Here is a 24,341-nt window from a genome sequence, read left to right as displayed (position 1 = left end):
CAACGCAGTGCCGGCCAGGGGGAAGGCTTTCCCCCGCAAGAACCGACAACCGCAAAAGCGTAGAAGTGCAAGTAAGCAATACCTGACTTCACCTGCCGCTATAGCCAAACGAGCAACCTGCTTTCGACGTTCGACCATCTTGGTATATCCCCTACAGGGGGATAGGATATGACGATGACCAAGCCATCCCAAACTCACCAATCCCACCCGGAGATCGTCAAGCGGCTGAAGCGCGCCGATGGTCATCTTCGCGGCGTCATCGAGATGATCGAGGGCGGGCGGCCGTGCCTCGACATCGCCCAGCAGCTCCATGCCGTCGAGAAGGCTATCGCCCAGGCCAAGAAGACACTGATTCAGGATCACCTCGACCATTGCCTCGAAGAAGTGGTCGGGCCGCTCGGGCGTGATCGGCGGCAGTCGATCGACGAGTTCAAGGAAATAGCGAAGTATCTGTGATGTTGGCGATCCTCGAAAACCGGACCTATCGCCACCTCTTTCTGGCACAGGTCATCGCACTGGTGGGAACCGGCCTTGCGACGGTGGCGCTGGGCCTGCTGGCTTTCGAACTGGCGGGGGCGGAGGCCGGCGCGGTGCTGGGGACCGCGCTCGCCATCAAGATGATCGCCTATGTCGGTGTCGCGCCGGTCGCATCGGCATTCGCCGAGCGTGTGCCGCGGCGCGCCATGCTGGTGGCGCTCGATCTCGTCCGCGCCGCCGTTGCCGTTTTCCTGCCTTTCGTCACCGAGATTTGGCAGGTCTATGTTCTGATCTTCGTGCTGCAATCGGCCTCGGCCGCCTTCACGCCGACCTTCCAGGCGACGATCCCCGACATCCTGCCGGACGAGAAGGAATACACGCGCGCGCTGTCGCTCTCCCGGCTGGCCTACGATCTGGAAAGCGTCGTCAGTCCGATGCTGGCGGCGGCACTTCTCGCCTTCATCTCGTTCCATAGCCTATTCGCCGGCACGGTGATCGGCTTCCTCGTCTCGGCGGCTCTGGTGATCTCGGTCGTCCTGCCGAGTCCGAAACCGTCGAAACCTCGTGGTATCTACGACCGCACGACGCGCGGCATCCGCATCTATCTGGCGACGCCGCGCCTGCGCGGGCTGCTGGCGATCAACCTCGCAGTCGCCTCGGCGGGCGCGCTGGTGATCGTGAATACGGTCGTTTACGTGCAGGCTGTCTATGGCCTCGACAACCAGGCGATGGCCCTGGCCCTCGCGGCGTTCGGTGGCGGCTCGATGGTCGCGGCGCTTGCGCTGCCGAAGCTGCTGGACTCGATTCCAGATCGAACGGCGATGCTCGGTGGCGCATCGCTGCTGGCGGTGGGAACACTGGCGGCGGCGGCGCTGCCGGGCTACGGCTGGCTGTTGCCGCTGTGGTTCCTGCTCGGTGTCGGCTATTCCACGGCACAGACGCCATCCGGCCGGCTGCTCCGGCGCTCGGCCAATCCCGAAGACCGGCCGGCGCTGTTCGCCGCGCAGTTCGCGCTTTCCCATGCCTGCTGGCTGATCGCCTATCCGCTTGCCGGGTGGGCCGGCGCGACGCTCGGCCTGCCGATGACGGCGATCATTCTGGCCGCGCTGGCCGCTGTCGCGATCGGCATCGGCTTCGCCGTCTGGCCTGCCGACGATCCAGAGGTGCTTGAACACGGTCATGCCGATCTGTCGGCCGACCATCCGCATCTCGCAGAAGCTGGGCATGGTCGACGCCATGCCCATGCCTATGTGATCGACGACATGCACGCGGCTTGGCCGCGTGAGCGCTGATCGCGCTCCCGTCAGGTTCTCTGGTCCGGCTCCGAGGGGAGCGCATATCGGATAACACGCAGATGGTCATCGTCCTCCAGCGTGACTTCAAGCACCTGGTTCACAAGGTCTGGATCGGCGTCAAGTTCGAGCAGGGCTTGCTCGAACAACTCCAACTGGAGGGCTCGCGTCATACCCTCGGGGCCATTGAGGCAGACCAGGCCGGCATGCAGATCGACACGGGCATATTGCCCTTTCTCGCCGGGGCGCGAGGCTGCGCCCCGGAAATCGACGGAATTGCGGGTCACGAAGGTCCAGTCGTCCTCGATGATGAGGGGTAACCGTCCGGTCTAACCGCTCTGCCGCGGTGTGAGAGTGCGGGATAGTGTCCACCATTGATAGTGGACACTGTGGTGATGACGTGGCGCGTCGGACGAAGCGGCTTTGGACGGATGAGGAGAAGCGGTCGATCTGCTTCCAGACGGCGGCGCCGGGGGTATCGGTCGCCCAGGTGGCGCGGCGCTACGCGGTGAATGCGAACTTGATCTTCAAGTGGCTGCGCGATCGCCGTTACGCGCCGGACCCCGCCTCGGCTCTTCCCCCGTCAGAGGAGGCGCGCTTTCTGCCTGTGGAGATTGTCGCGGAGACCAGGTCTGCCCGGGCAACACCTGCCGCCCACAACCACATCGAGATCGAATTGGCGGGCGGGCACCGGATGCGCATCAGCGGGAGCTATGATCCCGAGGCTCTGGCGCGGCTGATCCGGGGCGTGACGGCGTGATCCCGGTTCCGGCGAACACGCGGGTCTGGCTGGCGGCGGGCGCCACCGACATGCGCAAGGGGTTCACGGCACTGGCGGCGCAGGCCGAGGCGGTGCTGAAGCAGGACCCGTTCGCCGGGCATCTGTTCGTCTTCCGTGGCCGTCGGGGCGATCTGGTGAAGGTGATCTGGTGGGATGGCCAAGGCGCGTGCATGTTCATGAAGCGGCTGGAGAAGGGTCGGTTCGTCTGGCCCTCGGCCAAGGAGGGCAAGGTGGCTTTGTCGCCTGCGCAACTGTCGATGCTGCTGGAAGGCATCGACTGGCGGGCACCGGAACGGACGTGGCGGCCTCTGGCGGCGGGATAGTCCACGGCGCCTGCAATCAGTGATTCCCACAAGTAATACAGTGGGATAAACTTTCCGCATGCTCACCCAGGCCCTGACATTGCCGGAAGACCCCGAGGAGCTGCGCAGCTTCACCGCGCGGCTTCTGGCCGAGGTGAAGGCCCAGGCGATCCTGATCGAGAAGCTCCGGCATCAGCTGGCCGGGCACCGGGCGCACCGGTTTGGTGCGTCGTCCGAGACGGCGGAACAGTTGCAGCTGGCCCTTGAGACCAGCGAGATCGCCGCCGCCGCGATGACCGCGCGGATGAAGCTGCCGGACATCGAGGAGAAGGACAAACCCAAGCGTCGTCCGATCCCGGACCACATCCCGCGAATGGAGGTGGAGCTGACACCGAGCACAGATGCCTGTGCCGATTGCGGCGGGCGCCTGCGCCGGATCGGGGAAGATGTGACGGAAGAGCTGGAATACGTTCCCGGGCGGTTCATCGTGAACCGGCTTGTCCGCCCTCGGCTGACCTGCTCGTGCTGTGAACGCTTCGTGCAGTCCCCACTGCCCTCGCGCCCGATCGAGCGCGGTCGCCCGGGGCCGGGCCTCCTCGCCCATGTCTTGGTGAGCAAGTATGCCGACCACCTTCCGCTCTACCGCCAGAGCCAGATCTTCGAGCGCGAAGGTCTCGACCTGGACCGGTCCACCCTGGCCGACTGGGTGGGCAAGAGCACGGCCCTGTTGGAGCCGCTGGCCGACGCCATCGGGCGCCATGTCTTCTCAGCCGAGGCGATCTTCGCCGACGACACGCCGATCAGCATGCTGGCGCCCGGCACCGGCAAGACCCAGACCGCCCGGCTCTGGACCTATGCGCGCGACGAACGCCCTTGGGGCGGGCAGGCCCCACCGGCGGCATGGTATCGCTTCTCCGGTGACCGCAAGGGCCAGCATCCCAAGGACCACCTCGCCCGCTTCCGCGGCTGGATGCACGCCGACGGTTATGCCGGGTTCGAGGATCTCTACCGCTCCGGCACCATCCGCGAGGTCGCCTGCATGGCCCATGTCCGGCGAAAGTTCGTCGATATCCATCGGTCGCAGGGCTCCCCGATCGCCGGAGAGGCCATCGGCCGGATCGCACAGCTCTACGCCGTCGAGAAAGAAGCCCGAGGGTCGCCGCCAGACCGCCGCACGGAACTCCGCAAAGCTCACGCCGCCCCGGTCTTCGACGATCTGCAGCGATGGCTGGCCATGAGACTGACGGAAATCTCGGGCAAATCCCCGCTCGCGGCCGCCATCCGCTATGCCCTGACCCGAATGGACCGCCTGCGCCCCTACCTCGACCACGGCATCCTGGAGTTGGACAACAACACCGCCGAACGCGGCATGCGCGCCATCGCCCTCGGGCGGAAGAACTACCTCTTCGTCGGCTCCGAGGCGGGCGGCAACGCCGCTGCCATCGCCTACACCCTGATCGAAACGGCCAAGCTCAACGCCGTCGATCCCCACGCCTGGCTCGCTGACACTCTCGCCCGCATTCCCGACTACAAGATCACCAAGGTCGATGACCTGATGCCGTGGCGCTGGAACGGATAGCGGTCACGCCGGACGGTTACGATGAGGGGGATGAGATCCCAGTCCTTCGCGCCCGAGCGGCCCAGCCAGACGACATGGGACGATTCCCCATGCCCCCTCTGGTGAGCCAGCTCGGTCAGCTTCGGGCTGAGGCATTCGTCGATCAGGAACTTCATCCGGCTCGCCTGCGCGGCACGCGATGATCCGAGAGGATGCGCGCACCTTCGGGCAGTCTGGCGATGAGCGGCTTCGGCCGTCCGCGAAGGGGGTTGGCCTCCGCATAGAGCGCGGCCAATTCCAGCCTGTCCTCGGTCAGAGACGGATAATCCTCAAGGATCTCCTTGGCGGGGACGCCCGCCGCCAATGCGGCCGCGACGTCGTGAACCGGAACGCGCGTGCCGCTGATGACCGGGGTGCCGCCCATGATGTCATCGGAGATGGTGACCACCTCGCGCGCGGCGTCCAGCCGTTCCAGCCGTGCGACGGAACGCTCGAAGAAGGGCAGAAGGTCGATGGTCAGGAAGTCGTGGCGAACGGTCCAGTCGGCTTTCAGCATGGCCTCGGTGGCTGCGCGGTTCCAGCGCCGCAACCGTGGCTCGGCGGAGCGGATGGCGAACAGGCGTTCCTCCGAGGTCAGCCGTTTGGCGCTCTCGAAATAGAAGGCGATCAGGGTGCAGGCGGCCCCTAGCACGAAACGTCCGTTTTCGACCGAGACCAGCGTTTCGGGCAGGATGCGCTCGTCGATGACGCGATTGACATCGCGCAGGCTGACGCGGGCGACCACGGCCGCCTCCGTGGCCTTCAGCATTTCAGTCGCGGGCATGGACGCCTCCAACCAATAAATCTTCCGATGTGTCGGAATATATATTGGAGGCGCCCCAATTTCAAGGCTGACCCACGATCCGCCAGCCGTTTCCGCCATCCTCAAGCCGCCAGAGGCTGCGCCACGTCGGCGGTTCTGTCGTCGTTGCCTGCTGCCTTCTGAAGGAAGCGCGCGAGCGACGTCTTCCGGGAGTCCCGATCCAGCGCGTAGGCGGTCTGCTTGAACTCGATGCCATCGAGCAGGCCCTGAATGTAGCCAGCAATCGTGTCGGCCGCCATGATGAGGGCCGTGTCGACGGTGTGGATGTAATTGCTCGTGACAGACCCCTTGGCGTGACCGACGAGAGCGGCGATGGTGATCTCCGTGAACCCGAGATCATTCGCTATGCTCGCGAAGCTATGGCGAAGAACGTGGGGAGTGACATCGGCAAGCGGGGAGTCCGTGAAGATCTTCTTCCAGTGATTGGGGAAGCTGCCGAACGCTCTGTCCTCATCACGGCCGGGAAACACATAAGTGCCGATACGCGACTTGGCGCGCTCTTCCAGATACTCCACGACAGGCAGCCCGATGGGCCGAATGGAATAGCCTTCCTTGCTGTCTTCAAGGCGCAGGCAACTGGCTTGGGCGTCAACTTCGCTCCAGCTTAGCCCGATCATTTCCGATCGGCGGCAACCCGTCATGGTGATCTGGCGGATGATCTCGACGGTCATGGCATAATTCTCGTTCTGCGCTGCTTTGCGCAGCAAGACACCAAGTAGGCGATACTCCGCCTCGGACAGCCGACGCTTGCGGACGTTATCCTTCGGTTTCTTGATGCCATGCGCCGGGTTCCGCTCGATGATCCCAGCATCGACGGCATAGGTAAGAATACCGCCGAGAAGGCTGACGGTTCGAGCGGCAGTCCCAGGACCGCCGCGGACAATGGCCCTGCCTCTAAGCTTATCGGTCTTGACCGAAATCCGAGTTTTACCCGCCATGACGTCTTTGAGGAGCTTGTTGACGTCGGATTTGGTCAAGTCACGCACCCGCCGACTGCCCAAGAGCGGGATGATGTGCCGGTTGATCCGCCCGGTATCGGTCACAATCGTGCTGTGCTTCTTTGGACGGCCGCCTTTCCCCATGATGAGACCGGCGTTCATGTCATTCAGATAAAGAGTGCAGAGTTCCTTGACCGACATGGACTTGCGATCGAGCTGCTTTTCCTCGGCCGGGTCTTCGCCGCGCGCGATCCTGCCAAGTTGGACCTTGGCCTCCTGGCGGGCCAGTTCTGGCGTCCAGATACCATGCAGGCCGATGGTGTAGCGCCGCGACCGTCCTCCCTGGCGATACTGGATCACATAGCTGCGCTTGCCTGATGTGAAGACACGAAGCCCGAAACCGGGTAGCTCATCGTCCCAGATCACGTAATCACTGCGACGGCTTTCCGCCGCATCGACGACGCGTTTTGTAAGTTTAGCCATGGACTTCCTCCGTCACATGCCCGAAAACCCGCGTAAGCACCACGTAAGCAGCAGGGCGAAAACCGTGGCGAACAGAAGGATAGGCTTGTCGGCGAAGGAAATCAAATTCCTTTTTATTTACAGTAACATAGCGCATCATGGCGTGCCCCTTTCGGTAATCGACGGAGCTAGTCGTAATCCCTCCGAAGGCAGAGGTCACAGGTTCGAATCCTGTCGGGTGCGCCACCCAAAAACCCCTGAATGACAACGGCTTAGGCCGCGTCAGGGTGACTCCGAAAAACCCCCGAAAACCAGCCTGTCACGCTCTGGTCACAGCAACGGGGTTTTCGACATGGCCACCATCAGGAATCGGAACGGGAAATGGCAGGCGCAGGTGCGCCGCAACGGGCATACGCCCCGCACCAAATCCTTCTTGTCCAAGCGCGACGCGATGCAATGGGCGCGGCAGACGGAAGCGGAACTGGACGCAACAGTCTTCGCCGTCGATCTGCGCGTGCTGGAACGCACCACACTGCGCGACTTGCTCACCCGCTACCGCAACGAGGTCACGCCTGCGAAGCGCGGGCACGGATCGGAGAACAAGCGGATCGACGGCTTCCTGCGCGAGACATGGGCCGACAAGCCGCTGTCCAAGGCCACGCCGCAGGTGTTCAGCCGCTACAGGGACGAACGGCTGCGCAAGGTCAGCCCCGGAACCGTGATCCGCGATCTTGGCTTGCTGCGCGCTGTCTTCGAGGTGGCCCGGCTGGAATGGGACGTGCCGCTGCCCGAGAACCCGGTGGCCAAGGTGCGTAAGCCCAAAGCCCCGGACGCACGAGAACGCCGCTTGGCGTCTGGCGAACTTGATGCGCTGCTTGCGGCCTGCGAGGGGAACCGCAACGACTGGCTGCGGGCGGGCATCCTGCTTGCTGTCGAGACCGGGATGCGACGCGGCGAACTGCTCAGCATCCGGTGGGCCGATATCTCGCCCGACATGACCACGCTGCTGATCCGCAAGACCAAGAACGGGCACGCCCGGCGCATCCCGCTCACGAACCGGGCTGCGGACCTGCTGCGCGAACGCAAGGCGCACCGCGACACGGGGAACAGTCTGGTCTTCCCGGTTTCCGCTAACGCCTTCCGGCTGTGCTGGGAACGGTGCAAGCGCATCGCCGCGAAGCCATGCCCCGACATTGCGGACCTGCGGTTCCATGATCTGCGGCACGAAGCCGTCAGCCGGTTTTTCGAGATGGGCTTGTCCATCCCGGAAGTGGCGTTGATTAGCGGGCATCGCGATCCCCGGATGTTGTTCCGCTACACTCACCTGCGCGCCGAAGATATCGTGGCGAAGTTCAATGGCATCAAAAGCGTAGCGGCATGATGGCGTTCCAGCGCGGAGCAATGTCACGTCCTTGTGCCCTTATGTATTGCGATATCGGGTTGCGCAGGTTTAACTTCGCTTCATCGCATCACTGTGGACATGCGTTGCTCAAGTGCAGTGATGGAGTAGATCAATAACGTCTTTGAAGTTCTCTGTTCGTTGATCGCTTGAAAATCAGCCCGGATGCGAAGGCAAGCGCGTTCGGGTGAACTCCTTTCGGAAAGTTGCAGGCCAGCATTGCGGGTAACGCCATCATTCGGGGCTGCTCACGGTCAGCTTGGAAGGTCCAAACAAAACACTGAAATAAAATAGAAATCTCACCTACCCACATATAGACAATGAGGCGCAGGCCCGAACGTCACGAGGCCCCGGCACGGCGATGCTTTGCGAAGCGGGACGGTCACGGTTCGCCCGGCGTAGGGTGCTGGACCATCGTCGAACCACCCTCGGCGGGGCCGCGATGCGGCTTTAGTATAAGCCTATGACAAGACGGAATTTTCCTGACCTCCTGCCATATAGACAGAAGCGATGGCTGTCAGTTCCAGACATATAGACAATGCCGCGATCCCTGTGACCCTCCCCGCCCCCTGTTCCGCCGACAGAACGACCATGCTCGGCACCCCCCTGAGCGTTCAACCGGCGCATTTTCCTTTGGGATATCCCTAGAAAAATACGCCGATCAAATTCACCCGATGAAGCACACACACCCCGCCGCAAGGCGGGTTTTTTGTTCGTGGAGAGACGAATGATGAATGATGAAATATTCCACCACGCTTGCACGATACAGCACGAAATCACGGGAAAGAACGATGACTTCGATATTCAATGCAACACCGCACTCTTTCAGGCTGCACAGGCCGCATTCAAGGACGTGATGGCCAATACGGGGACGACAACCCCGCACTTGGTCAATTCCGGCACCGGCACCGGCAAGACCACTTTCTGTGTCGCCCTGATCGCCGCGAGCGTCGCCACGCTCAGCGACTATTCCGCCGCCTATGTCGTCCCGACCATCGACGAGGCGCAGAAGGTCTTCGATGACTTCGCCAAGCTGCTTCCGCCCGTTGCTGTGAGGATCCACACATCAGCCCACGAAAGCGAGGATGCAGCTCAGCAGCACGGCGCGGCTATCCTTGAGCACGTCCAGATGCGGGGCGTCAGTCGCCGCGCCGATCTCACACAACATCGGGTTGTCGTTTGCACCCATGAACTTTGGATCAAGGAGGGCGAGCACAAATCCGACTTCGGCGTGCGGCGGTTCAACGGCGCACCGCGCAGCAACGTCTTTCTGGACGAGTTCCCGGATACCGTGGCGACGGTGGAAGCCGGGCCTGCCGACCTCGACGAACTGGCGGACGAACTCCATAGGGTTCCCGAGTATCGCGACCTCGCCACGTTGGTTCGGAACGCGGCCAATGCGTTCAGGGATAGATGCGGGGACGGCAATTCCCGGTTCAAGACCGCGACCCTGCTTTCCCCGGATGACCAAGCCGCGCTGAAACGGATCGACCTGACCCGGCTCAGCGACGCCCGCGACATGGCCACGCTGCACAGGGCACTGGCGGTGTTGTCCGCGACCGGCACCGGGCGGTGCTTCCTGTTCCGCAGCAAAGCGAAGACCGCCGGGCAGGCGGACGGGCACATGATGCTGGTCGCCTACGATGATCGCTTCCGCCCGCATCCGGGACTGGTGATCCTCGACGCCACGGCGGACTTCGCGCCGCAGGTGCAGGCCGGGCATGACTTCCGCCGCTACAGCGGGCCGCAGGTCAGCTATCGCAACCTGAGTCTGACCCACATTCAGGAACCGGCGGGGTTCGACCGTATCGCCAGCCGGGCCGCGTCAGCCGAGACGATCCGGGCCTATGTCCAGTGGATCAAGGCGACTGTGAAGGCGAACACCGCCAAGGACGAAACCGTCCTGATCGTCTTGCCCAAGAAGGTCGCGGCGGAACTCGACACCGGCAACCCAATACCGGGCCGCACCGTCATGGTTGCGACCTGGGGCATGGGGGTTGGGTCGAACGCCTATCGCAACTGCGGCGCGGTGTTCCTGTTCTCGGAGTTCCACAAGCCCCGCCACATCTACCTCGCACAGAGCCTCGCCAATCGGGGCAAGGTCGCGACGCATGACGATCTGAGGCAGGCGAACGGGGCGCAATGCACCGGACCTGTGGACGCAGTGTGCAAGGCGCACCGGCTGAGGCAATTCAAGCAGATGGCGTGCCGGGGCCGTATCCGCCAACTCGACGCGGCGGGCGTGGCGAGCCCCATGCGGCTGTTCACCAGCATGGACCGGGCGCTGTTCCTCGAAAGCTACCCGGCCCTGTTCCCCGATGCGCCGCCGCCTGCGTTCATCGACGACGCGGACGCGCAGAACACCGGACCCAAGCGGCTGGCGTCTGTGCTGACGCAGGCCATGCAGCCCCGCGAACCGATCATGCTGACGGCGGACAGCATCGCGGACAGCACCGGCATTGCGGGCAAGGCGCTCAAGCGGGCGTTCCAGTCCAAGCAGTGCAGGCCGCTTCACCCGCTCGGCTGGCGGTTCGTTCCGGGCGAGGGCCGCAAGGCCAAACCCGCGCTGCGCTTCGACCCGGTGACGTTCCAGACCGAGAGGTTCGGATGCGTGACCCTGTGACCGAACCCCGCCAGCCGATCACCCGAGACGAGGCCGCCCAGCGCGGCCTTTCTCGTTTCTGGACGGGGCGTCCCTGCAAGGCCGGGCACAGGGCCGAACGCTTCGTCAGCAACCGCCAGTGCGTCGCCTGCAACGCCGAGAAGGCGCGCGAGCGGGAACGGCTCAGGGCCGCGACCGATCCGACCTTCCGGCTGTATCGTTCCGTCCAGCGGCGCGCGGGGCAGGCGTTGCGGGGGCGGGCCAGCCCGGCCCGCGCCTTGGGCTGCGGCCCCGTCACGCTGAAACGGCACATCGCGGCCAAGTTCACCGAGGGCATGGCGTGGGAGAAATACGGGCAGTGGGAGGTGGACCACATCACGCCCCTGTCGGCGGGCCGCACGGTCGAAGACCTCACACGGCTGTGCCACTACACGAACCTGCAACCCCTTTGGAAGCGGGACAACCGGATGAAGGGCGGGGCGTAAGCCTCGCCCGCATTCCCCGTGGCCATGCGCGGCCCCGCTATCTGTCTGTTTTCGATGCGCACGCGGGCGGCATGACCGCTTTCGTTCGGGCGGCGCAGACGATAGGCTGCACGAAAAGACGAACAACCAGAAAGACTTCGATGGCCGGGAAATACGACGATCTTACCCACGCGCAACTTGTCGAACTGCTGGAAAAGCGCGACCGGACCAAGAAGCTGGGGCTGGTGTGGGAGCGGGACGAGATCGAGGCCGACCGCGCGGTGGATGCGAACTTCGTCGCCTGCCGGATCGTGCCCGAGTTGTCGGACAAGCCCGCGCCGTGGGACAATCTGGTGATCGAGGGCGACAACTTCGACGCGCTGCGCTGGCTGCGGATGACCCATGCGGGCCGGGTGAAGTGCATCTACATCGACCCGCCCTACAACACCGGCAACAAGGATTGGGTCTACAACGACCGCTACATGAACCCCGAGGACCGGTTCCGCCAGTCCACATGGCTCGAGTTCCTGTATCGCCGCCTGACGCTGGCGCGGGACTTGCTGGCCGAAGACGGGGTGCTGCTGGTGTCGGTCAATGACGACCAGCGAGCAAAGATGGAAATGCTATTGGATGAAGTGTTGCCGGGCATGAAGATCGGCTCTTTTGTTTGGAGAACCCGGACAGGCGGCAATGATACCAAGGGCGCATTTCTGTCGGATAACCACGAGCATGTTCTATCGTTTGCAAAACCAAATTTCCGGTTTTCTGGAACTGAAAAGACCTTCGAACTTTATCGGCACTGGGATGAGGCAAAAAAAGACTTCTACAGGACCGGAGGGGACTTAACAAAAGCGCACAACCGGCTTGAACGACCAAACACTTATTATCCCCTGCACGATTCATCCACAGAAATTTGGTATCCCTGCAACCCCGATAGCGTTTGGCGTTATTCCTCCAAAATTTTCGGTGATGAAAAGAAGGCCATTAGAACACGATACATGGAAGAATTCATCGCAGACGGATACATCCATTTTCCGAAGGAGCAGCGCGTAGTCGTCTGGCAAACGCTCAGCGAACTTCAAGAAGCCATTCGGTCCGGGGATGTGCCGTCAAGTGGCAACGCGCGCTTCCTACGAGAAGACACGCCAAACCTCGATTTCTGGGTTGGAAAAAAAGTCGGCTTTGGAACGCCGTCACTCAAGAGATACAAGAAGGAACTAAAGGCACCAACGCAGCCTCTTTCAAGTTGGATTACGCCAAACTTTGAAAAAGAATCAATTCCAGAAGGTGACTTCAATGAGATCGTAGCTGGCACAAACATGGAAGCAGCGAAGACGATTAAGTCCGTGTATGGGGAGAAAGCCTTCAACTACGCCAAGCCGGTGTCCCTGATCCGCGAACTGGTGCGCCAGTCCACCGGCCCGGACGATCTGGTGCTGGATTTCTTCGCAGGCTCCGCCACCACGGCGCAGGCGGTGATGGAACTGAACGCCGAGGACGGGGGCAATCGCCGCTTCATCATGGTGTCGTCCACCGAGACGACCGAGGACGACCCGGACAAGAACCTGTGCCGCGACGTGACGGCGGAACGCATCCGCCGCCTGAACGCCAGCGAAGACCCGAAATACGCCGACCTCGCCGCAGGCTTCGCCTATCTGCGCACCCACGAAATCGCCTTCGAAGACCTCGACTACGACCTGACGCCCGCCGACGCATGGACGGCGCTTGAGGCCATGCACGACCTGCCCCTGACGCGCTACGACCCCGCCCGCCCGTGGAACCTGCACGAGGGCGAGGGCGTGGCGCTGGTGCTGGTGGACCGCTTCGACCCCGCGCTGCTGGACTGGCTGCGGGGCCGCGACCGGCAGAACCTGTTCGTCTATGCCTGGGCTCCGGGCCAGATCGCCCAACACCTCGACGGAACCCATGTCGATATCCGGCCTGTCCGCGACACGCTGGTGAAACGGTTCCAGCAATGAACGCGCCCGCGAAGCCCCTGCGCCTGTCGCTCGCCGCCTATCAGACCCGCGCGGTGGACGCGCTGTCGGGCGTGATCCGCAAGGTGGCCGAGTTGCACGACCGCGACCCGGCGCACCGGCAGGCCATCGCCCTGAAAAGCGGCGTGACGCTGCTGCAAAGCCCCACGGGCTCGGGCAAGACGCTGGTGCTGGGCCGGGTGCTGGAAGGGCTGCGGGGCGGGCTGTCGCGGCCCGTGGTGTGGCTGTGGTTCGCCCCCTATGCGGGCCTTGTAACGCAGACGCGCGAGGCGCTGGTGGAGCAATGCGGGGGGCTGCGCATCCGCGACGTGGCCAAGGACCGCGAACCCACGGGCACCCGCGACGGGGACGTGTTCATCCAGACATGGGCCACCGTCGCCGCCAGCAACAAGGACGCCCGCAAGGTGCGCCGCACCTCCGAGGCCGCGCTGTCCTTCGACGACATGATTGCGGCCCTGCGCGATGCGGGCTTCTTCGTCGGCGTGGTGATCGACGAGGCGCACCTGAACTTCGGCGCGTCCGCCAAGGTCGCTGCGGACTTCTACCTTGAGCATATCCGCCCGGACTTCACGATCCTCGCCACCGCCACGCCGAACGACGACAAGCTGGACGCCTTCGAGCGCACCGCCGGTATCGAGGTGGCCAGCCGCGTTGTCGTGCCCCGTTCCGAGGTGGTGGAAGCGGGGCTGAACAAGGTGGGGCTGAAGCTGGGCGTGATCCGCTTCAAGGATGGCGACCGCGACCTGATCGACCACGAACAGGCCACGCTTCAGGCCGGGTGGACGCAGCACTGCCGGGTGCGCGCCCGGCTGGCCGAACGCGGGCTGGCGGTGTCGCCCCTGATGCTGGTGCAGGTGGAGGACCAGGCCAAGGGCGGGGAAGACCCGGTGAAGCGGGTGCGCGACAAGCTGGTGGAGATCGGCGTGGATGACGCGGCCATCGCCACGCACACGTCGGGCGAGCCCGACCCGGATTTCCACAGCCTCGCCTACGACCCCGACAAGCATGTGCTGATCTTCAAGGTGGCGGTGGCGACCGGCTTCGACGCGCCCCGCGCATGGACGCTGGTTTCGGTGCGCCCGAACCGGGGGCGGGACTTCGGCTTGCAGATCGTGGGCCGGATCATGCGCGTGCACCCGTCCGTGCGCCCCATCCACGGGCAGGATGCGCTTCTGGACAGCGGCTACGTCCTGCTGACCGACCCCGAGATGCAGACGGGCCTACAGGCGGCGGTGGACGAGTTGAAGGCGGTGCGCGAGAGCATCGAACTGATAACCGACAATCTGGACATGTTCGAGTTCGGCAACCCCGATACGCCAACCGGCATGGCGGACGCGCAGCCCAAACCGACCTTCACGCCGAAGCCGCCGCAGACGGCGGACGAACGCCAGCAACGCCTGTCGGATTTGATCGACCAAGGCGTCGTGCGCCCAGACGTGCAGAACATGCCCGAAGCCGAACAGGACCGAGCGATTGTCGCGGGCGAGACATGGCGGCACATGAGCGAGACGCCGCTGTTCGGAGACCTGCCCGAAGCCCCCAAGCCGGATACCGGAGCGCAACCCGCCAAGCCGAACTTCCGACCCTATCCCCTGCGGCAGGACTTGGACCTGCCCAAGGCGCTGATCCGGGAACTGCCGCCCGACCCGTCGAAGCTGAACGACCTTGTGGGCGACATTGCGCGCGAGTTCTGCCGCGCTGCCGATGTGACGGGCCTGCTGCAACGTCGCCTGACGAAGGCGCATCTGGACCTGCGCGACATGTTCGCTGCGGAGTTGCAGGAGACGGTGGACCTGCGCCTGCGCCTGTCCAACGCGCGGGTGGCGGAGAAGGCGCAACTGGCCTTCAACTTCAACGACTCCATCGACCCGCGCCTGTTGAAGCGCGCGCTGGTGGAAGAATTGCGCGGCATCGTGGACGAAAAGGGCATCGAAGCCGACGAACGCGACCTGCGCCGCGCCATCGACCTTGCCGGGATGATGGAACCCGAGAAGCTGAAAGAGGCGATCAAGACCGCGCAGTCCCGCAACGTGCGCACCGACACCAGCGAACCCGTCCCGGACCAGTATTTCGGACCTGACGGGCTGAGCGCAGCCGAGAAGTCCGCTTATGGGGTGTTCCCGCATCGCCTGAACAAGGAGGAACAGGACTTCGCCGCGTTCCTCGACGCGGACCGCACCGGCACAGTGAAATGGTGGATGCGCAACCCGGAGAACGAGACCTGGGCCACGCGCTTGATCCTGCCTTCCGGGCACCGCTTCTTCCCCGACTTCGTGGTGGGTGTCAGCGGGCGCACTACCCCGGACGCGATTACGCTGGTGGAGATCAAGGACGACGGCGAAACGGGGCGGCTGCAATCGGATCGCAACGTGGAGAAAATCCGCGTGCAGCACCGCGAGTATCGCAACGTCTTCTGGACCTACCGGTCAGACGGCACATGGATACGCGCAGGCTATGCCGAGGGCCTGCACCGGATCGTCGATAGGGACCGCTTCGACGTGAAGGAACTCGTCTACATCGTGTAGGAGGCGGGTCAGAAAAATCCGACGAAATTTTTCGCGCGGGCACCTCTATCCAGACCGCGCGGAAGGCCCCCCATACCCCCCTCCTGTCACACCACGGTCACACCGGCAGTGTGACAGGCGCGAACCGAAACCGTTGACCGCGTGACCGCGTGACCGCCAGCGGATACACAGGGACGATAACAGGTTGATGGACGGACGTTTTTCGAAGTCGGGACGCACTTCCTAGCCAAGGTCGCAGCAGGGCGAAAAGCCGCTTTAGCTGCCCTCCGAAGGCAGAGGCCAGGGGTTCGAATCCCTTCGGGTGCGCCATTCTCCGTTTCGCCTCTGGACGCCGCGCCTTGTGTCAGGTCTTCTGACACAAATCGAAAGGGGACGGCATGGACGATCTGGAACGGCGCATAGCGCAGGCGTGCGGGGATGAGCCTGCCGATCTGGTTCTGCGTGGGGGTCGTGTGTTCGACCTGATTACGGGCAGCATGATCGCGGGCGACGTTGCCATCGGCAACGACCGCATCGTCGGAGTGGGCGATGAATACCGGGCGTCGCGCGTTGTCGACGTCAGCGGTCTGACGCTGGTTCCGGGCTTCATCGACACGCATCTGCATGTCGAAAGCAGCCTTGTGACCCCGCATGAGTTCGACCGCTGCGTCACCCCGCGCGGCATCACCACCGCCATCTGCGATCCGCATGAAATCGCCAATGTCATCGGTCTGGACGGCATCCGCTGGTTCCAGCAGGCCAGCGAATGCCTGCTGATGGACCTGCGGGTGCAATTGTCGTCCTGCGTTCCCTCGACCGCGATGGAAACATCGGGCGCGCGGATCGAGGCTGTGGATTTGCAAGCCGTCATGGGCCATCCGTCGAACATCGGGCTGGCCGAATTCATGAACTATCCCGGCGTGATCCAGCGCGATCCCGCCGCCCTGGCCAAGCTGCGCCTGTTTGCCGGCGGCCATATCGACGGCCATTGCCCGCAATTGTCGGGCCGCGATCTGTCGGCCTATGTCGCCTCAGGCATCCGCACCGAACACGAAGCCACCACGGCCGACGAGGCCCTGGAAAAGCTGCGCAAGGGGATGCGCGTCCTGATCCGCGAAGGGTCGGTCAGCAAGGATCTGGCGGCCTTGCAGCCGGTCCTGACGGATGTGACCGCGCCTTACATGTGCCTGTGCACAGACGACCGGAATCCTCTGGACATTGCCGAACATGGTCATCTGGATCACATGATCCGCGACCTGATCCGACGCGGCAGTCCGGTTCTAGCCGTCTATCGCGCGGCGTCCCTGTCGGCGGCCGAGGCGTTTGGCCTCAAGGATCGGGGGTTGATCGCGCCCGGCCTGCGCGCCGACATTGTGGCGCTTGACAGCCTGGAAAGCTGCCGGGCGCATCTGGTGCTGTGCGGCGGGCGCATCGTCGACGAGGCTGCCTTTGCCGGGCGCAGGGGGATCCAGCCGGTCGGCCGCGCCTCGGTCAAGGCGCCGCAGGTCCGGGCGCAGAATTTCCGCTGTTCCGGCAACCGCGCCGAAACCCCGGTGATCGGCATCGTCGAGGGCAAGATCATCACCCGGCACCTGATCCGCGACATCGCCCCCCGTGACGGCGACAAGCGCCCCGATCCGGCCCGCGATCTGGCGCGCATCGCGGTGATCGAACGCCATGGCCGAAACGGAAACATCGCCTCGGGCTTTGTCGAGGGCTTCGGGATCGGGCGGGGGGCCATCGCGTCGACCGTGTGTCACGACCATCACAACATCGCCGTGGTGGGCATCGACTATGACGACATGGCGATGGCCGCGAACCGTTTGCAGCAGATCGAAGGGGGATTCGTGGTCGCGGCCGGGGGAAATGTCCTGGCGGAACTGCCCTTGCCCGCCGCAGGCCTGATGAGCCTCGATCCGTTCGAAACCGTGCGCGACCGGCTGGTCCTGCTGCGCGCTGCCGCCAGAACCTTGGGCGTCACGCTGGAGGAGCCGTTCCTGCAACTGGCCTTTCTGGCCCTGCCCGTCATCCCGGCGCTGAAGATCACCGACCGGGGAATGATCGACGTGACCCGGTTCGAAATCATATCGGGCTAGAAACCCGCAATTTCAACGTCCTGGATGATCCTGTCCAAGGCGGCGGGATTCCCAACCCGAAGCCATGGCGGCTCGATCCGCTCAGCGTCGCCTCAAGACGGTTGGCATGCTGCGGGCCTTGAACGACCATGCCATGCCGGCACGTGAAAGCTCCATCAAGACCTCTGATGATGAAGACCGAGGCATCCCGACGTGGAACCAGCCAGAAAACCGGATGATCCGTTGATTATCCAAGCCGATAGTTCGGGCTTTCCCGCGTGATCTGCACGTCGTGGACGTGACTTTCCTTCAGTCCCGCGCCGGTTATGCGGACGAATTGGCAGTTCTTGCGCATTTCCTCGACCGTCGCGCAGCCGGTATAGCCCATGGCGGCGCGCAATCCGCCCACAAGCTGATGGATCACCGCATTGGCCGATCCCTTGTAGGGCACCTGCCCCTCGATCCCTTCGGGGACCAGCTTGTCGCTGGCCGCATCCTTCTGGAAATAGCGGTCGGCCGACCCACGCGCCATGGCGCCCAGCGAACCCATGCCGCGATAGGATTTGAACGACCGGCCCTGATACAGGATCACCTCTCCCGGCGATTCATCGGTGCCCGCGATGGCGCTGCCGACCATGGCGCAGCTGGCGCCCGCGGCGATGGCCTTGGCGAAGTCGCCGGAATACTTGATGCCGCCATCCGCGATGATCGGCACGTCGCCCGCGGCCCCCGCCGCGTCCATGATCGCCGTCAACTGCGGCACGCCCACGCCCGCCACGATCCGCGTGGTGCAGATCGACCCCGGACCGATGCCGACCTTGACCGCGTCGGCGCCGGCGCCGATCAGCGCCCGCGTCGCCTCGGCGGTGGCGACGTTTCCGGCCACCACCTGCACCTCGTTCGAGAACATCTTGACCCGTTCCACCGCGCGGGCCACCCCGGCCGAATGGCCATGGGCGGTGTCGATGACCACCATGTCCACGCCGGCCTCGATCAGGGCCTGGCTGCGTTCGAAGCCCTCGTCGCCCACGGTCGATGCGGCGGCGACCCGCAGGCGCCCCAGGTCGTCCTTGCAGGCCAGCGGGTTCAGGACCGACTGCTCGGTGTCCTTCAGGGTCAGCAGGCCGGTCAGCTTGCCATGGGCGTCCGTGACCAGCAGCTTTTCGATCCGGCGGGCCTTCATCAGGCTGATCGCCTGTTCGCGGTCGGCGGGTTCGCGCAGGATCGCCAGGTTGTCCGACGACATCATCGCGCGCACCGGCGTGCGGTCGTCGCTGGCAAAGCGCATGTCGCGGTTGGTGACGATGCCGACCACGCGGCCCCCGTCGTCCACCACCGGAAAGCCCGTGACGTTGTAGCGGGCCTGGAACGCCTTGGCATCGGCCAGCGTCTGGTCGGGGCGCAGCGTGATCGGATCATAGACGATGCCCGATTCGAACCGCTTGACGCGGCGAACCTCGTCGGCCTGCTGCTCGATAGTCAGGTTGCGGTGGATCACGCCCATGCCGCCCGCCTGCGCCAGGGCGATGGCCATGCGGCTTTCGGTCACGGTATCCATGGCCGATGACAAAAGCGGGATGTTCATGGCGATGGCGCGCGTCACGCGCGTGGTCACGTCCGCGGTCGAGGGCAGCACCGTGGATGCCGCCGGAACCAGAAGAACGTCGTCAAAGGTCAGGGCCTCACGAATCTGCATGGGGTGTCCTTGCGGCAGCATCGTTTGGCAGTTTCCCCTTTCACGGGCGGGGGGATTTGTCCAGTGCGGCTTTGCGGATTTGTTGCCTTCCAAGGCATCGAGACCGCAACGCAAAGTTGCCAGAATGCCACGTCTGCAACCGGACGCGCCTGCCGACGCCGCGTCATGCGAATGCCTCATTGATTGGAAAGATCTGCGCATTAAAGCTGGCCCCAAGGGTGGAAAGCTTCACGAAGGGGGAATTCATGAACAAGATCCTGTCCGGCAGCGCGGTGCTGCTGATGACGACCGCGCCGGTCGTGGCCGGAGGAATCGAACGGGCGCCGCAGTCGCTGGCTGTGCTGTTCGAACAAGGGAACTATGCCGAGTTGAGCTTTGGCGGCGTCGATCCGACGGTCGAAGGCACGGATATCGCCGGGTTCAAAACCGGCGACGTGGCGCAGGGTTACGGCTTTGCGGGGCTGTCCTACAAGCACCAGTTCAACGACAACCTCTCGGCCGCCTTCATCATGGAACAGCCGTTCGGGGCGGACATCCTGTATCCGACGCAGCCCGGCCCGTTCCCCAATCCCTCGACCGACGGCTCTGTGGTGTTGGGCGGCACGCGGGTCGAGGTCAATTCGACCACCCTGACCGCCCTGGCCCGGTACAGGTTCGAAAACAACTTTTCGATCCATGGCGGAATCCGCGCCTCGAGAGCGGATGGCCGCGTGGTTCTGGACGGGGCGGGATACAGCCGGATCGCGCCGCCCTACAACCTGGAGATCGAGGATGAATGGGGCACGGGCTATGTCATCGGCGCGGCCTACGAGATCCCCGAGATCGCCGGGCGCGTGTCGCTGACCTACAACTCTCCCATCGAACACGACTTCGACATGACCGAAACGGGCAATGTCATCCTGGGCGCGACGGGTGGCCTGACCGATACGATCTCGGGACGCTACACGGTCAAGACGCCGCGCAGCTGGACCCTGGAAGGCCAGACCGGCGTTGCCGAGGGCACACTGGTGTTCGGTTCGATCCGCTGGGTGAAATGGTCCGAATTCATCGTGGACAATGCCGTCTTCCCGATCGCGACGCCGACCGGCGGATCGGTGCCGCTGGTCGAGGTCGAGGATACGACGACCTACACGATCGGGATGGGCCGCCAGTTCACCGACAACTGGTCCGGGTCCGTGTCGTTCCTGTACGAGGCCAGCGAAGGCGACACGGTGTCGCCGCTGGCGCCGACCAACGGGCGCAAGGGCGTGACGCTGGCGGCCATCTATACGATGGACAACCTCAAGGTCACGACGGGCATCAATTATACCCGGCTGGGCGGTTCGGACCTTGGCATCGGGGAAACCGGCAACAAGACGCGGGTCGCCACCATGGAAGACAACCATGCCTGGGGCGTCGGCGTCCGCATAGGCTACAGCTTCTGACGCCTGCCCTCCGCAGGGCGACACAAAGGCCCCGCCCCGGCGGGGCCTTTGCTTTCGGCATGGCCCGCATTACCTATGCGCCTGCAACGAAAGGGCACCCGATGATCTATGGCAGCGGCGGCGAATGGCTGGGAACGAACGCAAGGCGCGTCGTGCTGTTCGGCATGTCGGGCCTGGGCAAGACCTATCTGGCCACCATGCTGCGCGATGCGGGCGACTGGTTCCATTATTCGGTCGATTACCGGATCGGCACCCGCTACATGGGCGAATTCATCGCCGACAACTTCAAGCGCGAGGCGATGAAGGTTCCCTTCCTGCGCGATCTGCTGCTGTCCGACAGCATCTATGTCGCCAGCAACATCACCTTCGACAACCTGGTGCCGCTGTCCACCTATCTGGGCAAGCCCGGCAGCCCGTCGCGCGGCGGGCTGCCTTTTGACGAATACGGCCTGCGCCAGAACCAGCACCGCCGGGCAGAAATCGCGGCGCTTCTGGACACGCGGCATTTCATGGATCGCGCCCGCGACATCTATGCCATCCCGCATTTCGTCTGCGACAGCGGCGGGTCGATCTGCGAGGTCGTGGATCCCGACGATCCCGACGATCCGGTGCTGTCGGCGCTTGAACGCGACCTGCTGATGGTCTGGATCAAGGGGTCGGACGCCCACACCGCCGATCTGGTGCGCCGGTTCGACCGCGCGCCCAAGCCCATGTATTACCAGCCGCAATTCCTGGAAAGGGCCTGGATCGCCTATCGCGTCGAAAAGGGGCTGGAGGGGGACGAGGTGAACCCCGACGATTTCATCCGCTGGACCTATGCCCGCGCCCTGGCCCACCGCCAGCCGCGATACGAAGCCATGGCCCGGCGCGGCGTCACCATCCTGGCCGAGGAGGTCGCCGCCGTGAAATCGCCCGGCGATTTCAACGCCCTGATCGCCCGCGCCATCGACCGCAAGGAAGCCTGACATGCCCATCACCCTGAACGAGAATCTGCCCGCCTATCGCATTCTGTCGGACGAAGGCGTGATGGTCATGTCTCCGGGCCGGGCGGCGACGCAGGATATCCGGCCCCTGCGGATCGGGCTGTTGAACCTGATGCCCAAGAAGATCCAGACCGAAAACCAGTTCGCCCGGCTGATCGGCGCGACGCCCTTGCAGATCGATTTCCAATTGATCCGCATGTCCGACCACGAAAGCCGCAACACCGCCGCCGACCACCTGGAAAGCTTCTATCGCCCCTTCCGCGAGGTCGAGGCCACGGGCGAGAAGTTCGACGGCCTTGTCATCACCGGCGCCCCCGTCGAACAACTGCCCTTCGAGGACGTGACCTATTGGGACGAACTGACCCGCGTGTTCGCCTGGACGCAAAGCCATGTCCATTCCACCTTCGGCGTCTGCTGGGGCGGCATGGCGATGGCCTGGCATTTCCACGGGCTTCCCAAGCATCCCCTGCCCGCCAAGGCCTTTGGCTGCTTTCGCCACCACAACCGGGCGCCCGCGTCCCCCTATCTGCGCGGTTTTTCCGACGACGTGCTGGTTCCCGTCAGCCGCTGGACCGAGGTGCGCCAGCCCGACGTGGACGCCCGCCCTGCCCTGCGGACGCTGCTGTCCAGCGATCACGTCGGTCCCTGCCTGCTGGAGGATCCGGGGCACCGCGCGCTGTATATCTTCAACCATTTCGAATACGACAGCACGACCCTGAAAGAGGAATACGACCGCGATGCCGCCTCGGGCAAGCCGATCAACGTGCCGCTGAACTATTATCCCGACGACGATCCCGCGCGCGCGCCGTCGAACCGCTGGCGCAGCCATGCGCATCTGCTCTACGGTAACTGGATCAACGAGATCTATCAGACCACCCAATACGACCTGTCCCGCATTGGCGAAGGATAAGACATGGCCGATATCCCGCACCTGCCCCTGGTCGGCAAGATCACCGAGGCGCTGAAGGCCGCGCCCAAGGAGATCAGGCAGATCCTGGAGGGCGCCGACAAGGACGCGATCCTGGATCCGGCCTATCCGTACCGCGAGGAGATGGACCGCAAGGCCTATGACGCGCAGATGGACGGGTTACAGTTGCAGCTGGTGCGCATGATGCACGATGCGGTCGCCACAGGAAAGCGCCTGGTCGTCCTGTTCGAAGGCCGCGACGCCGCGGGCAAGGGCGGCACCATCGAACGGATGCGCGAAAACCTGAATCCCCGTTCCGCCGGCATCGTCGCCCTGCCCACCCCCACCAGCCGAGAGGCGGGCCAGTGGTATTTCCAGCGGTATGTGGACTGGCTGCCCGCCGCCGGGGAAATCGCGCTGTTCGACCGCAGCTGGTACAACCGCGGCATCGTCGAACGGGTCTTCGGCTTTTCCACCGACCAGCAGCGCAATGCCTTTTTCCGCCAGTTGCCGGGGTTCGAACAGACCCTGGTCGATGACGGCATCATTCTGGTCAAGCTGTGGCTGAACGTGGGGCGGGCCGAACAGCTGCGCCGGTTCCTGGACCGCGAATCCGATCCGCTGAAACAATGGAAGCTGTCGTCCATCGACGTGGAGGGACTGGCGAAATGGGACGACTATACCCAGGCTATCCGCGACACGCTGAACCTGTCGCATTCGCCGATCGTCCCATGGACGGTGATCCGGTCCGACGACAAGCGCCGCGCGCGGCTGGCCGCGATCCAGACGGTGCTGAACGCGGTCGATTTCGCGGGCAAGGATACCGATGCCATCGGCACCCCGGATCCGGCGATCACGGGCGGGCCGGAACTATTGGACTGACGGGGGAATGGGCATGGAACTGGCACATGGCCGCGCCATCGTGACGGGCGGCGCTTCGGGCCTGGGGGCGGCGACCGCTGCATGGTTTCGCGCGAAGGGCGCGGCGGTCGTGGTGCTGGACCGCGATACGGGCGGCGATCCGAACGCCGTGCAGGCCGACGTGACATCGGCCGACAGCGCGGCGGCGGCGATCGCGCAGGCTGCGGACCGGATGGGCGGCATCGACATCTGCGTGAACTGCGCGGGCATCGTGATCGGCGAACGGACCGTAAGCCGGAACGGCCCTCATGATCTGGATGCCTTTCGCCGCGTGATCGACGTCAATCTGATCGGCAGCTTCAACGTCCTGCGGCTGGCGGCGGCCGAAATGGCAAAGAACGGGCGGGCGGAAAACGGGGTGATCGTCAACACGGCCTCCGTTGCGGCCTTTGACGGGCAGAAAGGACAGGCGGCCTATGCCGCATCCAAGGCGGGCATCGCGGGGATGACCCTGCCCCTGGCGCGCGACCTGGCGGGCCTGGGCATCCGCGTCTGCGCCATCGCGCCGGGCATCTTCGGCACGCCCATGCTGCGCGGCCTGCCCCAGGACGTTCAGGACGGGCTGGCCGCCGAGGTGACGTTTCCCGCCCGGCTGGGCGATCCGGCGGAATTTGCCCGCATGGCCGCCCACATCGTCGAGAACGGTTATCTGAACGGCGAGGTGATCCGCCTGGACGGCGCGTTGCGGATGCGCTGA

Annotated in this window: 22 protein-coding genes and 1 tRNA gene; 17 read left to right on the top strand and 6 right to left on the bottom strand. The window is 64.2% G+C overall.

Annotated elements, in window-relative coordinates:
• Nucleotides 1–174: 174 nt before the first annotated feature.
• Together CHB77_RS14900 and CHB77_RS14895 are read left to right on the top strand one after the other, a co-directional pair.
• Nucleotides 175–456, top strand: coding sequence for a metal-sensing transcriptional repressor (locus CHB77_RS14900; protein WP_080622743.1), 282 nt, complete (start codon nt 175–177; stop codon nt 454–456).
• Entirely contained in the window at nt 456–1,769 is a 1,314-nt protein-coding gene (locus tag CHB77_RS14895; protein WP_080620471.1) for an MFS transporter, read from the top strand. Before CHB77_RS14900 ends, CHB77_RS14895 begins: the two co-directional genes overlap by 1 nt.
• Nucleotides 1,770–1,780: 11 nt before the next feature.
• On the opposite strand, the gene CHB77_RS14890 is transcribed toward CHB77_RS14895, so the two are convergent.
• The gene (locus tag CHB77_RS14890) at nt 1,781–2,056 is read right to left on the bottom strand and encodes a hypothetical protein (protein ID WP_205963182.1); all 276 of its coding nucleotides are present in this window, start codon (nt 2,054–2,056) and stop codon (nt 1,781–1,783) included.
• 77 nt (nt 2,057–2,133) lie between these two features.
• Between CHB77_RS14890 and tnpA the strand changes: the two genes are divergently transcribed.
• The 3 genes from tnpA to tnpC are packed head-to-tail and all read left to right on the top strand — an operon-like array spanning nt 2,134 to nt 4,431.
• Nucleotides 2,134–2,529 carry an IS66-like element accessory protein TnpA gene (gene tnpA, locus CHB77_RS14885; RefSeq protein WP_080620470.1) on the top strand — a complete coding sequence of 132 codons (396 nt, stop codon included), beginning with the start codon at nt 2,134–2,136 and terminating at the stop codon, nt 2,527–2,529.
• Nucleotides 2,526–2,873 carry an IS66 family insertion sequence element accessory protein TnpB gene (tnpB, locus tag CHB77_RS14880; protein ID WP_035746778.1) on the top strand — a complete coding sequence of 116 codons (348 nt, stop codon included), beginning with the start codon at nt 2,526–2,528 and terminating at the stop codon, nt 2,871–2,873. The genes tnpA and tnpB overlap by 4 nt, the downstream gene beginning before the upstream one ends.
• A gap of 58 nt (nt 2,874–2,931) precedes the next feature.
• Nucleotides 2,932–4,431 (top strand): IS66 family transposase, encoded by a 1,500-nt coding sequence (tnpC, locus tag CHB77_RS14875; RefSeq protein ID WP_035746780.1) that lies wholly within the window; start codon nt 2,932–2,934, stop codon nt 4,429–4,431.
• On the opposite strand, the gene CHB77_RS14870 is transcribed toward tnpC, so the two are convergent.
• The 4 genes from CHB77_RS14870 to CHB77_RS18395 all read right to left on the bottom strand — a co-directional run bounded on the left by CHB77_RS14870 (nt 4,380) and on the right by CHB77_RS18395 (nt 6,832).
• Nucleotides 4,380–4,586, bottom strand: coding sequence for a DUF5615 family PIN-like protein (locus CHB77_RS14870; protein WP_089389002.1), 207 nt, complete (start codon nt 4,584–4,586; stop codon nt 4,380–4,382). The two genes, tnpC and CHB77_RS14870, sit on opposite strands and share 52 nt — an antisense overlap.
• Nucleotides 4,583–5,233, bottom strand: a complete 651-nt coding sequence (locus tag CHB77_RS14865) for a DUF433 domain-containing protein (protein WP_080620467.1) — start codon at nt 5,231–5,233, stop codon at nt 4,583–4,585. Before CHB77_RS14865 ends, CHB77_RS14870 begins: the two co-directional genes overlap by 4 nt.
• A 101-nt stretch (nt 5,234–5,334) precedes the next feature.
• A complete protein-coding gene (locus tag CHB77_RS14860) occupies nt 5,335–6,693 on the bottom strand; it encodes a tyrosine-type recombinase/integrase (protein WP_080620466.1) in 1,359 nt (452 codons plus the stop codon).
• A complete protein-coding gene (locus tag CHB77_RS18395) occupies nt 6,686–6,832 on the bottom strand; it encodes a hypothetical protein (protein ID WP_155043630.1) in 147 nt (48 codons plus the stop codon). Before CHB77_RS18395 ends, CHB77_RS14860 begins: the two co-directional genes overlap by 8 nt.
• A gap of 192 nt (nt 6,833–7,024) precedes the next feature.
• On the opposite strand from CHB77_RS18395, the gene CHB77_RS14855 reads away from it, so the two are divergent.
• From CHB77_RS14855 to ade, 7 genes are all read left to right on the top strand, one after another.
• Nucleotides 7,025–8,053, top strand: coding sequence for a tyrosine-type recombinase/integrase (locus CHB77_RS14855; protein WP_089389001.1), 1,029 nt, complete (start codon nt 7,025–7,027; stop codon nt 8,051–8,053).
• 745 nt (nt 8,054–8,798) lie between these two features.
• The gene (locus CHB77_RS14850; protein ID WP_089389000.1) at nt 8,799–10,694 is read left to right on the top strand and encodes a DEAD/DEAH box helicase; all 1,896 of its coding nucleotides are present in this window, start codon (nt 8,799–8,801) and stop codon (nt 10,692–10,694) included.
• Nucleotides 10,679–11,158 (top strand): HNH endonuclease signature motif containing protein, encoded by a 480-nt coding sequence (locus CHB77_RS14845; protein ID WP_131023376.1) that lies wholly within the window; start codon nt 10,679–10,681, stop codon nt 11,156–11,158. Before CHB77_RS14850 ends, CHB77_RS14845 begins: the two co-directional genes overlap by 16 nt.
• Before the next feature lie 140 nt (nt 11,159–11,298).
• On the top strand, nt 11,299–13,116 hold the full coding sequence (locus CHB77_RS14840; RefSeq protein WP_165456298.1) for a site-specific DNA-methyltransferase: 1,818 nt from the start codon (nt 11,299–11,301) through the stop codon (nt 13,114–13,116).
• Nucleotides 13,113–15,659 carry a DEAD/DEAH box helicase gene (locus tag CHB77_RS14835; RefSeq protein ID WP_089388998.1) on the top strand — a complete coding sequence of 849 codons (2,547 nt, stop codon included), beginning with the start codon at nt 13,113–13,115 and terminating at the stop codon, nt 15,657–15,659. Before CHB77_RS14840 ends, CHB77_RS14835 begins: the two co-directional genes overlap by 4 nt.
• A 234-nt stretch (nt 15,660–15,893) precedes the next feature.
• Nucleotides 15,894–15,968, top strand: a tRNA-Arg gene (locus CHB77_RS14830).
• Nucleotides 15,969–16,036: 68 nt separating this feature from the next.
• Nucleotides 16,037–17,734: an adenine deaminase gene (gene ade / locus CHB77_RS14825; RefSeq protein WP_089388997.1), complete on the top strand. Its 1,698-nt coding sequence runs from the start codon at nt 16,037–16,039 to the stop codon at nt 17,732–17,734.
• A gap of 226 nt (nt 17,735–17,960) precedes the next feature.
• Here ade and guaB read toward each other — a convergent pair whose 3' ends face one another.
• Complete coding sequence (gene guaB, locus CHB77_RS14820; protein ID WP_089388996.1) at nt 17,961–19,409, bottom strand: IMP dehydrogenase; 1,449 nt, start codon at nt 19,407–19,409, stop codon at nt 17,961–17,963.
• A 245-nt stretch (nt 19,410–19,654) separates the two neighbouring features.
• Between guaB and CHB77_RS14815 the strand changes: the two genes are divergently transcribed.
• The 5 genes from CHB77_RS14815 to CHB77_RS14795 all read left to right on the top strand — a co-directional run bounded on the left by CHB77_RS14815 (nt 19,655) and on the right by CHB77_RS14795 (nt 24,341).
• A complete protein-coding gene (locus tag CHB77_RS14815; RefSeq protein ID WP_089389011.1) occupies nt 19,655–20,833 on the top strand; it encodes an OmpP1/FadL family transporter in 1,179 nt (392 codons plus the stop codon).
• Nucleotides 20,834–20,934: 101 nt separating this feature from the next.
• Nucleotides 20,935–21,798: an ATPase gene (locus CHB77_RS14810; RefSeq protein ID WP_089388995.1), complete on the top strand. Its 864-nt coding sequence runs from the start codon at nt 20,935–20,937 to the stop codon at nt 21,796–21,798.
• A 1-nt stretch (nt 21,799) separates the two neighbouring features.
• On the top strand, nt 21,800–22,726 hold the full coding sequence (locus CHB77_RS14805) for a homoserine O-succinyltransferase (protein WP_089388994.1): 927 nt from the start codon (nt 21,800–21,802) through the stop codon (nt 22,724–22,726).
• A 3-nt stretch (nt 22,727–22,729) separates the two neighbouring features.
• Nucleotides 22,730–23,605, top strand: coding sequence for a polyphosphate kinase 2 (gene ppk2, locus CHB77_RS14800; RefSeq protein ID WP_089388993.1), 876 nt, complete (start codon nt 22,730–22,732; stop codon nt 23,603–23,605).
• Between the two features lie 13 nt (nt 23,606–23,618).
• Entirely contained in the window at nt 23,619–24,341 is a 723-nt protein-coding gene (locus CHB77_RS14795) for an SDR family NAD(P)-dependent oxidoreductase (protein WP_089389010.1), read from the top strand.

The sequence above is a fragment of the Paracoccus sediminis genome (genome assembly GCF_900188295.1).
Classification (GTDB): Bacteria; Pseudomonadota; Alphaproteobacteria; order Rhodobacterales; family Rhodobacteraceae; genus Paracoccus; species Paracoccus sediminis.
The sequence above is the reverse complement of the archived record's forward strand: the minus strand, read 5'-3'. Positions and strand labels throughout refer to the sequence as shown.